The sequence below is a fragment of the Enterobacter sp. CCUG 70166 genome, assembly GCF_020224095.1.
Lineage (GTDB): Bacteria > Pseudomonadota > Gammaproteobacteria > Enterobacterales > Enterobacteriaceae > Enterobacter > Enterobacter intestinihominis.
In genome coordinates this window covers 130,749-143,312 of record NZ_NRIQ01000011.1, presented here as the reverse complement: position 1 = coordinate 143,312, position 12,564 = coordinate 130,749, and the positions used below count along the sequence as shown (strand labels likewise).

Genomic DNA, 12,564 nt, shown 5'->3' with positions numbered 1-12,564 from the left:
TAGTCGCGTGTTTGTTCGTTTGTTATAATAGTCCTATTGTACGAGTATTATCGAACTATTTTTTAACGGTTGACCTATTGTTGATATAGCTCAATCTCACGCGAGACGCAGGAAAACGATGATCCCAAACCACCCGGAACCTGAACAAATACTGCTGGAAAATGTGCTGTTCGCCCTCGGCAATCCGCTGCGGCTGGCGATTATTCGACGGCTGGCCGACGGCAGTGAGCTGAGCTGCAACGCGCTGCGCCCGGACGAGGTGGTGAAATCAACCATGACTCACCACTGGCGTGTACTGCGCGACAGCGGCGTGATCTGGCAGCGCCCGCAGGGGCGCGAGAATATGATTTCACTGAGAAGAGAAGATCTGGACGCCCGCTTTCCGGGGCTGATGGCGATCCTGTTACAGTCGAAATCATAAGCGCTCTGACTGTTGCCCTTCGGCCAGCGCGCGCAGCGTAGCTTTGAGCCAGTTCGTGACGCCTCGTTTCCCGCTGCGCTTGTGCGAATAAATTTTTACTTCAAACGGACTGATGTGGAACGGTAAATCAAAAATTTTAATACGGGTAGCTGGCAGCAGCTTTTCAGCGGCGAATCGAGGTAACGCCATCAGCAGATCGCTTTCTGCAATAACAAACGGGGCGCTGAGCATAGACGGGGTTTTGATCGCAATGTGTCGGGTATAACCCATGCGTTCCAGCTGCAAATCCAGCACCCCCTGCTTCTCATTCCACGGCGTAACCACAAGATGCCGGGCGGCGAGATAATCCTCCAGCGTGAGCGCGCTCCGGCTCGCATTGCTAATCACCACATATTCATCTTCGAACCAGCTGATCTCTTCCAGCTCCGGGTACCGGCGATCCTCAATGGTGCTGAATCCCAGGGCCAGATCCACCTCTCCTGCCAGTAATTCCGTCAACGCCGGGCTGTGCGGCAAATATCGTAATTCCAGACGCAAGCCAGGCGCCGCATGTTGAAGCGTATTCATGAGCGCAGGGAATATGCAGAACGCGGTAAAGTCCGTTATCGCGATCTGCAAACACGCTGTACTAATAGCAGAATCAAATTCCGGCTGCGGCGACAGCTCCTGGTCGAGATATTTCAGGGCCGATGCAATAACTGGCGCAAGCTGGGTGGCATAGACGCTGGGACACATTCGATGTCCTTCCCGGTAGAACAGCGGGTCGTTGAGCGAAACACGCAGCCGTGACAGGGTATGGCTGAGCGCCGAGGTGCTCATCGCCAGCTCATCTGCCGCAAGTCGAACGGAACTGTGGCGATAAATCGCGTCAAAAACCGGCAGAAGGTTTAAATCAAGGCGCCTTAAGGCTGGATGCATAATATTCATCATTTATTGATTTCATTGCACTTAATTCTTCTGACATTAGCCTTTATGCTTATCCCCATCAACTACAAACAAAGATAAAGGGAAAGGAATGAGCATTACGATTCGTCAGGCGCGACCTGAAGATGCAGCGGCAATATACGATATGATTTACGAACTCGCAGTCTATGAAAAAGCGCCAGAAGAAGTGGTCACCACGCCGGACGAAATCCGTAAAACGCTGTTTGGTGCAGACAGTAAAACCGAAGCGCTGGTTGCCGAATATGCAGGCCATGCTGTGGGGTATGCCGTTTTTTTCACCAGCTATTCCACCTGGCTTGGTCGCAACGGCATCTATATGGAAGATTTGTATGTCTCCCCGGAATACCGCAGCAAGGGTGCGGGAAAAGCACTGCTTAAAAATATCGCGCAATGCGCAGTGGAACGTCACTGCGGCCGGCTGGAATGGAGCGTGCTTGACTGGAACCAGTCTGCAATTGATTTTTATCTGAGCATCGGCGCGGTACCGCAGTCCGAATGGGTACGCTATCGTCTTGATGGCGAGGCATTGCGGGCATTTGCTGAGTAGCAATGCCATCGCGTGAAATGCCCCTCTTTCTAAGGGGCATAATGTCAATGAAAGCGTTGCTGAAGCACGATATATCTGAGAAAGAGCTTACCGTCTTTTTTTGTTTTCTCTGAGACGCTCGACGATTCAGCGACCGAGGCTCATTCCGGCTGCGTCAGGCTGTAGACAGGGATCCGCCGGGTTGTCATCGTTAGCGTATCAAATACCTCAGTCTCTGACGTCACAATCCTCGTGCCCGTTTTTCTTAGCCTCTGCACATCGGCCGCGATGCGCTGAATGCCAAACCAGAAAAGCCTGTCGAGCGCCGTTACAGATAGTCCATTTTCGAGTGCCAGTTTGAGTCGTTCCCTGGGCGCTTTCACCTGCTGTGCAATTTGCCGGTAAGGTACTTCACTTCCGCCAGTGCTGTCGCTTCGCTGGATCCGCGTTTTCAGGTGATAGGTAAATTCGTCAGGAACGCCTTCCAGGTCCTGTTTAAGGCTGTAAACGCAGCCAAACCGCTTGCCGTTGAACAGGACATTTTTTTGACTGAGCTGGAACTCATTTCTGATCCCATCAATCAACTGCGGGGCGCGGGTGAGGAGTAACCGGAAGGGAAGCTCAAAGCTGGTCACATAATCCACATTCAGCAGCGCGAGACGCAAACGCTCTTCCGCACCGGATTTTTGCTCGCGACACTCGCGCATCACTTCTGCCCACTGGCGGGTCAGACGTTCTGGCTCGACGACTTCGGTGAGGAGATATTTTTCAAGGTGATAGTCGACTCTTCCGGTCATATTTTGCATCCCGACAAGGTGGATGCGGTAATTCTATCCAGCGGCGCAGATTTTATAAAGGGCGGAGCGCAACGGCATCCGCCCCCTGTGCTACTGCTGGATACTCGACCGATCCGACATATCGCTGGCAGAGAAAGTTCTGACTGAGGACTGGACCTGTTTTTTTCGCGCATACCGGTCCGGTTGCCCTTCAGGACGCGTTTTGAAGCGACGATGCAGCCACATATATTGCTCGGGTGCCATCATCACCGCACGCTCAATCGCCCTGTTCATCTGCGTAGCCACGGCCACTTTATCGCCTCCCTGCAAGGTATCGCTAATATCGTCCAGGATAATCAGCTCATACCCTGTGCCGTCTGCTTTTCTGCGTGGTACAAACGGGATCACGGCCGGTCTGGCACTTTTCACCAGCATATAGCTCCCGGCAGTTGTCGCGGCGTCCGGGACGGCAAAAAACGGCACAAACACGCTATTCGTTTTTCCATAGTCGTGATCCGGGGCATACCAAAGGATCTCGTTTTGCTTAAGCGCGCGGATCATGCCCTTCAAATCGTAGCGGTCGAGCATGGTTTTATTGGAACGCAGACGACCGCGCGTCTGTAGCCAGTCGAGCAACGCATTGTTGTTGGGACGATAGACGCCAATACCCGCGTTGAGCATGCCAAAGATGCGTGCGCCTAATTCCAGCGTGAGAAAATGCATGCCAATGAGCACCACGCCCCTTCCTTGCGCCCGTGCCTGTTCCATATGTTCGTAGCCGGTCACGCTGAAGTGTTTGCGCACGCGCCAGTCAGGCCAGAACCACGCGATGCCCGTTTCGATGACGCCCATTCCAACCGATTCAAAATTACGCTCAAGCAAACGCTCGCGCTCACCCTCTTTCATCTCCGGAAAGCAAAGCTCAAGATTTCGTCTGGCGATTTCCACGCGGCGTGGAAGCATGCGCATAGCCAGACGCCCGAGTCCGTGCCCTGCTTTTAACAGAAGCGAATATGGGAGCTGGACCGTACACCAGAGTGCGGCGATGCCTGCCCAACTGAACCAGTAACGAGGATGAATAAAGGCGAGTGAAAACCGAGGTAATTTTGTCATGAAAAAATTATCCTTTTCTATCTGTACTTAATCTGGCGCAGTTGTAGTGCTTACCTGCTGATTTAACGAATATTGTTCGGAGGAGTGAATTGTAGCGGAAACGTTGTGCTGTTTATTATCGATTTTTGCGAAAGGAATGAAAGGCGGGGATCGCCGGGTGATACTGCACCACCCGGCAGGCGAGTTACATCGAATAGCCGGGCTTCTTAATCAGTTCATCCAGTTTAGGTCCAATCTCGGTATCCCAGACCTGCGCCTTCCAGTCAGCTTCCTGGACTTCGTGAAGCGCCACGGAGATTGAGCGATCTTTGCTGTTCAGATGACGGACTATCGTTTCGGCGATATCCGCCGCCAGGGCCGTTTTTTGTTCGTCAGTCAGATCGCGTGGAAAACATTTGATATCAACGTGAGGCATGGGCAGGGCTCCTTTTATAGGTTAGCGTTCCACGTTATCAGATTATGTCGTTAGCTTTTAGCACCTTGTGCAGTTCTGGCAACGCGCAGACGGCATCCGCGATGGCGGTGATATTAGGTGCGTTGGTGGTAAACCACTCATGACCTGGCCCCCAGGTACGCACGACGGCAATATAGACGTCAAGCAGCGTTAGCTGTTGGCCAAAGGCATAAGGCGAGGCGCTGAGCTGGCTGTCAAACCATAGATAGAGGGATTTCCGGTACTCAATACAGTTTTTCTTCAGCTGTTCCGGGGCATCAGGCACCCAGCGTTCCGGGTAATCTGCATACGTAAAGGTGGGATAGACGTTCGCCACAAACCAGATGAGCAGGCGCTGAAACTGCTGGCGCTCGGCCTGCCCAACGGGCGGCGCGAGGTCGGGTCGTCTGTCGAGCACCATCAGGGCGATCGCCGCGGTTTCCGTCACGATCGCCCCATTTTCCAGCTCCAGCGTCGGCACCTGGCACAGCGGGTTCAGTTTCAACAGCAGTTCGCGCTGCGGGCCGGGCTGGTCAAACCCATCCACGTTGACGAACTGATACGGGATGTCTGCCAGAGTCAGCATCACCTCACTGATTGCCGATCCCCAGCCGGGTACGCCATAGAGTTTGATCATGTTGCCTCCTCAGGGATGAAAACCCTAAGTGTATACCCGTCATACTTCAAGTTGCAGGTGTGTTGGCTGCATTCACTCACCCCAGTCACGTACTTATGTACGCTCCCGGGGATTCGTTCCCTTGCCGCCTTCCTGCAACTCGAATTATTTAGGGTATAGAGCACCATTAGTAGGTTATCCCGGGCGGATTAACGTCTGAAGACGTCACCGCTTCGCCCGCTTCCCCCCAGCGCGCCAGCACCTTTTGATAATCCCCGCGCTTAATCGCACCGTCCAGCGCAGCCTGCAACGCATACACCAGCCCATTGCCTTTTTTGGTTGTGGTGGCGACATAGGCTTTCTTCGGGCCTAATCCCACGACGCGGGTTTTGCCGGTTAACGCGGCTTTGTAGGCCGAAACGGACTGCGGTCCAAAGAAGACATCCGCCCTGCCGGACTGAATATAGAGATTGCCTGAGGCGTCGTCGGTCAGATAAACCGGCAACGCAGGCTCGCGTCCGGCCTTTTTATTCTCTTCGTTCCAGCCCAGCAGAATACGTTCCTGATTGGTGCCTGACCCGACAATCACCTTTTTACCGGCCAGATCTTTCGCACTGGTGATCGACTGTACGTTGCTGGTGGATTTCACCGAGAAGGCCAGGGAATCGACGCGATAGGTTGCAAAATCGAACTTCTCCTTACGTTGCTCGGTGACGGCGATATTCACCAACGCCACGTCATAGCGCCCGGAAGTGATCCCCAGCGGCCAGTCTTCCCACGCCGTTGGCACCAGCTTCAGCTTCAGCCCCAGACTGCCCGCCAGCAACCGGGCGATATCCGGGTCGCTGCCAATACGGGTGCGGTTATCACTGGCCAGCAGCGCCAGCGGCGGAGAATTCAGGGCTGAAATCGCCACCGTGAGGGTACCCGGCTCAACAAATTTATAGTTCGCCGGGATTTTCGCCACTGCCTGTTGATCAACCGTCACTGGCAGCGGCTGTTCGTTGGCCTTTAAATCAATGCTGGCGTGGCTCGCTGTCGTGAAGACCAGCCCCGCCAGGAGTCCATATTTCATCTGCGCTCCTTACAGCACTTTTGAGAGGAACTGGCGCGTTCGCGGATGCGACGGTCGGTTTAACACGTCGTCGCTGCTGCCCTGCTCCACAATTTTACCGTCGACCATAAATACCACCTGGTCCGCCACTTCCCGTGCAAAGCCGATCTCATGGGTGACCACCACCAGCGTAGTGCCGGAGCGGGCGAGCTTTTTAATCACGTCCAGCACTTCGCCAACCAGCTCCGGATCCAGCGCCGAAGTTGGCTCATCAAACAGCATCACGCGCGGGCGCAGCGCCAGCGCGCGGGCAATGGCAATGCGCTGCTGTTGGCCGCCGGAGAGGTGACGCGACCAGGCATCGGCTTTATCGCGCAGACCTACCACATCCAGAAGGCTGTTGGCGTTTTCAACAGCCTCTTTTTTACTGAACTTTTTATGCGCGATGGGTGCTTCAATCAGGTTTTCCAGCACCGTGAGATGCGGAAAAAGATTGAAGTTCTGAAACACGTACCCAACGTTGACGCGCTGTTTGAGGATCTCTTTCTCTTTGAGCTCGTAGAGTTTGTCACCCTGACGGCGATAGCCGATGTAATCCCCGTCAATCTGGATAAAGCCTTCGTCTACGCGCTCCAGATGGTTAATAGTGCGCAGCAGCGTCAATTTTCCCGATCCAGAGGGTCCGAGGATCACCGTCACGGAGCCCGGTGGGATCTCAAGCGTGACGTTATCGAGCGCTTTATGTCGGCCAAACAACTTACTGACGCCGGTTATGGAAATGTGTCCTTCAGGAGAGGCTTGCATGAACGGGCTCCTGTGCTGACGAAGTGGTGACGGAACGCGCGCGGCTGGTCGCCCGGCTCTGGTTTACGGCGGAGCGGCGCTCGCTGCGGGCGAGTCCACGCTCAATAACATGCTGGATGGCAGACAGTACGGTGGTGATCACCAGATACCAGACGGCCCCCACCATCAACAGCGGGATCACCTCCTGGGTGCGGTTGTAGATCATCTGGATCGTGTAGAACAGTTCCGGCATCGCCAGCACGTAAACCATCGCCGTCCCTTTGGCGAGGCTGATGATTTCGTTAAACCCGGACGGCAGGATGGTACGCAGCGCCTGGGGGAGAATTATGCGCACGGTGCGACGCCACGCCGGCAGACCCAGCGCAGCGGCCGCCTCATACTGACCGTGGTCGACCCCAAGGAAGCCCCCGCGAATGATCTCCGCCGTATAGGCGCTCTGCACCAGCGTCAGCCCCACGATGGCGGTAGAAAACTGCCCGAGAACGTTGATGGTTTCAAAGCTGCCCCAGGTAATGCCGGTAAAAGGCACGCCGAGAGAGAGCGTGTCGTAGAGATAGGAGAAGTTATAGAGGATAATCAGTACCACGATCAGCGGCAGCGATCGGAACAGCCAGATGTAACCCCACGCCAGGCTGTTCAACAGCCATGATGACGAGAGCCGAGCCAGCGCCAGCATGCCGCCAATCACCACGCTCAGTACGGTACTTATCAACGTCAGCAGCAGCGTCTGTCCGACGCCTTCGAGGATCACCGGGTCAAAGAACCAGCGGGCAAATACCGCCCACTCCCAGCGCGGATTAAAGGCCACGGACTGGATCACGACAGCCAGCACAAACAGCGCCACCACGGCGCCAGCAGCGCGCAGCGGATAACGTGCCGGGACCACTTTTATGGTTTCAACGTTGCTCATCGTCGCTCCTTATGCGGTTTTGCTGAGCGCTTCGCGGATCAGCGTCTTGGTGAAACGCAGCCGACCGTCGAACGGCGGCTGGCTATACTCTTCCGGGTCGCGGTTGAGATCGAACTGCGGCTGATACCCCTGACTGAGATAGAGCCGCACCGCCTCCGGCTGACGAAACCCCGTAGTCAGGTAGATGTGGCTGTAACCCGCCAGCACCGCCCGGCGCTCCAGCTCCTGTACCAGGCGCGCGGCCAGTCCCTGCTGGCGCAGCGTTTTATTCGTCCAGATACGTTTGATCTCTGCGGTATGTTCGTCGAAGGGCTTGTACGCCCCGGTGGCGATGATCTCGCCATCGCGCTCCAGGACGATAAACAGCCCCTGCGGCGCCAGGTACCACTCTGTCAGCTCGACTTCCGCATCCTTTGAAAAGTAGTCGCCGTAACGAGCGGCGTACTCACCGAAAAGCCCCGCGATAATGGGCTGAAGATCGACATCTTCCGGCGAAACGTCACGAAATTGTTCGCGCATAGCGCCTCCTTAATCGCCCAGACCCGCCGGGTTAACTTCGGAACTGGAGATACGCTCCACGCCTTCCCCCCAGCGGTTTAGCACTTTGTCGTAATCTCCGTTCTTGATCGCGCCGTTCAGCGCGGTTTGTACCGGTTCGACCAGGCCGCTGCCTTTTTTCAGCGTCACCGCGATATGCGCCGCCTTCGGCCAGCCGCCGTCGACGCTGCCGACAAGTTTGGTTTTACCGTTGAGCGCCGCTTTCCAGGCGCCGATCACGTTCGGGCCAAAGTAGGCGTCCGCGCGTCCGGACTGAAGCGCCAGCGTTTGGGCCGCGTCGTCTTTGGTGTAGATCGGCGTAAAGGGTTTAAGCCCTTTTTTGAGGTTCTCTTCGTTCCATGCCAGCAGAATGGCTTCCTGGTTGGTGCCGGAACCCACGATGATGCGCAGCCCGGCGATATCCTCTGCCTTCACAAGCGAGTTGATGGGACTGGTGGATTTCACGTAGAAGCCAAGTGAATCCTTGCGATAGGTGGCGAAGTCGAACTTCTCTTTGCGCGCTTTGGTGACGGTGATGTTGCTGATAGCCGCATCGTATTTCCCGGAGGCCACCCCCAGCGGCCAGTCCTCCCAGGAGGTGGGAACCACGTTCAGCTCCAGCCCAAGGCTGTCCGCCACCAGACGCGCAATGTCGACCTCACTTCCCAGCAGGGTCTTGTTGTCGTCGGAAAAGACCGTCAGCGGCGGTTGATTCAGTCCCGCTACCGCCACGGTAAATTTCCCCGGCACGGCAAAGCGATAGTCTTTCGGCAGTTGCGCGATCGCATCGCTGTTTTTGGCGGTATTGATCGGCGTTTTATTGGCCTCAATGCTCACGCCGGTGCCGTTAATATTGACGTTCTCTGCCCAGACGGCAGGGGTAAAAGCCAGCGCAAGCGCCAGAATAAGCGATGATTTCTGCATAGCGTTTTTCTCTTTTATTGTTGTGTGAACTGATTTTTGGGCTCGTCTAAGCCCAGACTTTCGCGCAGCGTGGTGCCGGGATAGTCGGTGCGGAACAGGCCGCGCGCCTGTAAAAGGGGGACCACCTGGTCGACAAAGCGCGGGAAGGTGTCCGGCGTACCGCCCTGAATGATGAAGCCATCCGCCGCCTTCTCCTCGAACCAGGCCTGTAAACCATCGGCCACCTGCTCCGGTGTGCCGGAAAAACGCGGGCGCGGCGATGCGGCTTCCAGCGCGACCTGACGCAGAGTTAAGTTGCGCTCACGGGCGTTACGCTTGATTTCATCGGTGGTGCTGCGGAAGCTGTTTTTGCCCAAATCGCCAATATCCGGGAACGGCGCGTCGAGGGAATACTGGCTGAAGTCGTGATGCTCGAAATAACGTCCAAGGTAATGCAGCGCATCATTAATGGAGACCAGTGCCGCCGTGGTTTGATACTGGTTTTCTACGTCATCGGCGTCGTTTCCAACAATCACGCTGACGCCCTGGAATATATGTAAATCCCCTGCGCGGCGGCCGTGACTTTCCAGCTGCTGTTTAACATCGCGGTAAAAAGCCTGGGCTTCTTCCAGCGTGTCATGGTGGGTAAAAATCGCGTCAGCATGTTTTGCCGCCAGCTTTTTACCGTCGTCGGACGCACCAGCCTGAAAGACAATCGGACGTCCCTGTGGGGTGCGGCCAATATTCAGCGGGCCAGAAACCCGGAAGAAATCACCGTGGTGATCCAGAGTATGCAGTTTCGACGCATCAAAGAACTGTCCGCTCTCTTTATTGCGGATAAAGGCATCCCCTTCCCAGGAGTCCCACAGCCCTTTCACCACGTCGAGATACTCATCGGCAATGCGGTAGCGCAGCGCATGCTCCGGGTGTTTTTCGCGGGAGAAGTTCTTCGCTGACCCTTCCAGCGGCGACGTCACCACGTTCCAGCCCGCGCGTCCGTTGCTCAGGTGATCGAGGCTGGCGAACTGGCGTGCAACGGTGAAAGGCTCGCTGTACGAGGTGGATAACGTGCCGACCAGCCCCAGGCGCGAGGTGATACTCGCCAGCGCGGACAACAGCGTCAGCGGCTCAAAGCGGTTTAAAAAATGCGGAATGGATTTCTCGTTAATATAAAGACCGTCGGCCACAAATATAAAGTCGAGCTTGCCCTCTTCTGCTTTTAAAGCCGTTTCTTTGACGAAATCAAAATTAATGCTGGCATCCGCGACCGCCGCGGGATGGCGCCAGGCAGACATATTTCCGGATGCACCATGCAAAATGGTCCCCAGCCGCAATTGACGATGTGCAGACATATTCACCTCAAATTAATTAAACGTGTTGCAGGGCTTTTTCCGCGAGCTGAGCAAAATAGCGGGCAGCGGGTTCGATTAATGCTTCGTCCGGGTTAAATGCCGGGTGATGTAACCCAAACGGACTGTTGCTGCCAATGCTGACAAACGCGCCGGGTATGTTTTGCAGATAGACCGCGAAATCCTCCCCGCCCATGTGCAGTTCCGCATGCCGGGTTTCATATCCCGCTTCGCGCGCAACCGAGGTGGCAAACCCGGCCCAGTGCTCATCGTTCACCAGCGCGGTGGGCCCGGCGTACCAGGTGATGTTGATCTGCGCGCTAAAGGCGCTGGCAAATCCGGCGGCGATTTCACCGACGCGCGCTTTCACGTTCTGCTGCACTTCCGTACGGTGCGTGCGCAGCGTGCCCTCCAGCTCAACGCTTTCCGGCAGCACGTTCCAGGTATTCCCCCCGGCGATGCGCGTCACGCTCAGAACAACCGAATCCAGCGTATTGACGTTACGGCTGGCAACGCTTTGCAGCGCGGTCACCAGCTGGCTTGCCAGCACGATGGCGTCGTTGCCTTCATGGGGACGTGCGGCATGCGCGCCTTTGCCGGTAACATGAATAACGAAGCGATCGACGTTGGCATAGAACGGGCCGCCGCGCGTGGCAAACTCGCCGACCGGCAGTGAAGGCTCGTTATGCATTCCGAAAATCGCGCGTACGTCACGTAACGCCCCGGCCCGCACCATACTTTTTGCTCCGCCGAAATTCTCTTCCGCAGGCTGGAACAGGATCCGCACGCGACCGTTGAGCGAGGCTTCCCGCTCCTTTAGCTTTAACGCAGCGCCGAGGATCACGCTGGTGTGGATGTCATGGCCACAGGCATGCATCACCCCCGCACGCCGGGAGCTAAACGGCACCCCACTGCGCTCGTCGATGGGTAACGCGTCGATATCGGCGCGCAGCGCAACCAGTGCGTTGCCCGTGCCGATCTCCGCAACCAGCCCGGTCTGGAGATCGTAAGGCAGCGGTGCAATACCGGCCGCCGTCAGCCACTCGCGCAGGCGCGCCGTTGTTTCGACCTCCTGACCGGAGAGTTCAGGGTTTTGGTGCAGCTCACGGCGCCAGGCAATCAGTTGTTCGCTAAAGCTCATACGGTCACCTCCCTGTTAAATCGCGCCTCGGCCAGCAGTCGCAGTGACTGCACGCGCGTTGCGCCATCAGCGACCGGCGTGTCGATGATAAATTCGTCAATCCCCCACTGCTGATGCAGCGCGTTGAGCTGTTCAAGCACCGACGCCGCCGTTCCGGCCAGCAGAGACTGCGCCCGACGCGCGATGCGCACCGGTTCACTCCCCGCCTGCCGCGCAAAGGCGTAGGCCTGTTCTTCGCTGGCCACGGTAACGCGCTGTCCGTTTACCAGCTCCACGCCCCACACTTCAACCTTCTGCGCCAGCGCATCGGCCTCAGCCTGGGTTGGGGCAACAATGACCTGCACGGCCACAATCACCTCCCGGACGCTGTGTTGACGCCACGCTGTGACGACCTCGCGCAGCAGCTCAGGATCACCGTTCAGATGGGCGGCAAAGACAAAATGCCAGTCGAGGGAGGCCGCCAGTAGCGCGCTTTCGGTACTGGCGCCCAGCAGAAATCCCCGGGCAGGCACCGGCGGCAGCGGCGTGGCGCGAACGTCCTCCTCCGCTGACTGATTTTCAGGGCGGATCCAGCGATCAAGCTGCGTCAGTTGTTCAGTAAAGCTGCCTTTTTCCTGCGGATTTAGGCCGTACTGCAAGGCGCGGGTAGAGAGCGGCAGACCGCCGGGCGCTTTGCCAACGCCCAGATCAACCCGGCCCGGCGCAATGGCGGCCAGTACGTTAAAATTTTCGGCGACTTTATAGGGGCTGTAATGTTGCAGCATGACGCCGCCTGAGCCCACGCGAATACGTTTTGTTTGCCCGAGGATCCAGGCAATCAGCAGCTCCGGCGAGGGGCTGGCAAGCTGCGGGGTATTGTGGTGTTCGGCAATCCAGAAGCGGTGATAACCCAGCGTTTCTGCCTGTTGCGCCAGTGCTAAGGTTCGCGCCAGCGCATCGGCGGCTGTTTCGTGTTCTGCGACGGGGCTTTTATCCAGAATGCTGATTCGCCATGACATGTTGCGTTCTCGTTTGACTTAACATGTCGTCATTATTA

At 56.5% G+C, this 12,564-nt stretch carries 13 protein-coding genes and 1 pseudogene; 2 read left to right on the top strand and 12 right to left on the bottom strand.

All coding sequences use genetic code 11. The annotated features are described in order from the left end of the window. Nucleotides 1–118: 118 nt before the first annotated feature. Entirely contained in the window at nucleotides 119–421 is a 303-nt protein-coding gene (locus CKK19_RS05740) for an ArsR/SmtB family transcription factor (RefSeq protein ID WP_022648218.1), read from the top strand. Here the strand turns inward: CKK19_RS05740 and CKK19_RS05735 are convergent. After that, nucleotides 416–1,351 carry a LysR family transcriptional regulator gene (locus CKK19_RS05735; protein ID WP_063853469.1) on the bottom strand — a complete coding sequence of 312 codons (936 nt, stop codon included), beginning with the start codon at nucleotides 1,349–1,351 and terminating at the stop codon, nucleotides 416–418. The genes CKK19_RS05740 and CKK19_RS05735 overlap by 6 nt on opposite strands. An 85-nt stretch (nucleotides 1,352–1,436) precedes the next feature. Between CKK19_RS05735 and CKK19_RS05730 the strand changes: the two genes are divergently transcribed. Further along, nucleotides 1,437–1,913, top strand: a complete 477-nt coding sequence (locus tag CKK19_RS05730) for a GNAT family N-acetyltransferase (protein ID WP_022648220.1) — start codon at nucleotides 1,437–1,439, stop codon at nucleotides 1,911–1,913. A gap of 140 nt (nucleotides 1,914–2,053) precedes the next feature. Here CKK19_RS05730 and CKK19_RS05725 read toward each other — a convergent pair whose 3' ends face one another. The 11 genes and pseudogenes from CKK19_RS05725 to CKK19_RS05675 all read right to left on the bottom strand — a co-directional run bounded on the left by CKK19_RS05725 (nucleotide 2,054) and on the right by CKK19_RS05675 (nucleotide 12,526). After that, entirely contained in the window at nucleotides 2,054–2,689 is a 636-nt protein-coding gene (locus CKK19_RS05725) for a helix-turn-helix domain-containing protein (protein WP_063853500.1), read from the bottom strand. Between the two features lie 90 nt (nucleotides 2,690–2,779). Further along, entirely contained in the window at nucleotides 2,780–3,781 is a 1,002-nt protein-coding gene (locus tag CKK19_RS05720) for a Kdo(2)-lipid IV(A) acyltransferase (RefSeq protein ID WP_022648222.1), read from the bottom strand. A gap of 184 nt (nucleotides 3,782–3,965) precedes the next feature. Beyond that, the gene (gene pptA / locus CKK19_RS05715) at nucleotides 3,966–4,196 is read right to left on the bottom strand and encodes a tautomerase PptA (protein WP_022648223.1); all 231 of its coding nucleotides are present in this window, start codon (nucleotides 4,194–4,196) and stop codon (nucleotides 3,966–3,968) included. A gap of 37 nt (nucleotides 4,197–4,233) precedes the next feature. Continuing rightward, complete coding sequence (locus tag CKK19_RS05710) at nucleotides 4,234–4,851, bottom strand: glutathione S-transferase family protein (protein ID WP_022648224.1); 618 nt, start codon at nucleotides 4,849–4,851, stop codon at nucleotides 4,234–4,236. Nucleotides 4,852–5,017: 166 nt separating this feature from the next. After that, nucleotides 5,018–5,905: a transporter substrate-binding domain-containing protein gene (locus tag CKK19_RS05705; protein ID WP_022648225.1), complete on the bottom strand. Its 888-nt coding sequence runs from the start codon at nucleotides 5,903–5,905 to the stop codon at nucleotides 5,018–5,020. Between the two features lie 9 nt (nucleotides 5,906–5,914). After that, nucleotides 5,915–6,688: an amino acid ABC transporter ATP-binding protein gene (locus tag CKK19_RS05700; protein ID WP_063853468.1), complete on the bottom strand. Its 774-nt coding sequence runs from the start codon at nucleotides 6,686–6,688 to the stop codon at nucleotides 5,915–5,917. Next, the gene (locus tag CKK19_RS05695; RefSeq protein WP_023300190.1) at nucleotides 6,672–7,598 is read right to left on the bottom strand and encodes an amino acid ABC transporter permease; all 927 of its coding nucleotides are present in this window, start codon (nucleotides 7,596–7,598) and stop codon (nucleotides 6,672–6,674) included. Before CKK19_RS05695 ends, CKK19_RS05700 begins: the two co-directional genes overlap by 17 nt. A 9-nt stretch (nucleotides 7,599–7,607) precedes the next feature. Next, nucleotides 7,608–8,117 (bottom strand): GNAT family N-acetyltransferase, encoded by a 510-nt coding sequence (locus CKK19_RS05690; protein ID WP_063853467.1) that lies wholly within the window; start codon nucleotides 8,115–8,117, stop codon nucleotides 7,608–7,610. Between the two features lie 9 nt (nucleotides 8,118–8,126). Then, nucleotides 8,127–10,390: pseudogene (locus CKK19_RS05685) on the bottom strand (NtaA/DmoA family FMN-dependent monooxygenase). Between the two features lie 16 nt (nucleotides 10,391–10,406). Further along, nucleotides 10,407–11,528 (bottom strand): amidohydrolase, encoded by a 1,122-nt coding sequence (locus CKK19_RS05680; RefSeq protein WP_017382285.1) that lies wholly within the window; start codon nucleotides 11,526–11,528, stop codon nucleotides 10,407–10,409. Further along, nucleotides 11,525–12,526: an MsnO8 family LLM class oxidoreductase gene (locus CKK19_RS05675; RefSeq protein WP_063163010.1), complete on the bottom strand. Its 1,002-nt coding sequence runs from the start codon at nucleotides 12,524–12,526 to the stop codon at nucleotides 11,525–11,527. Before CKK19_RS05675 ends, CKK19_RS05680 begins: the two co-directional genes overlap by 4 nt. Between the last annotated feature and the right edge of the window lie 38 nt (nucleotides 12,527–12,564).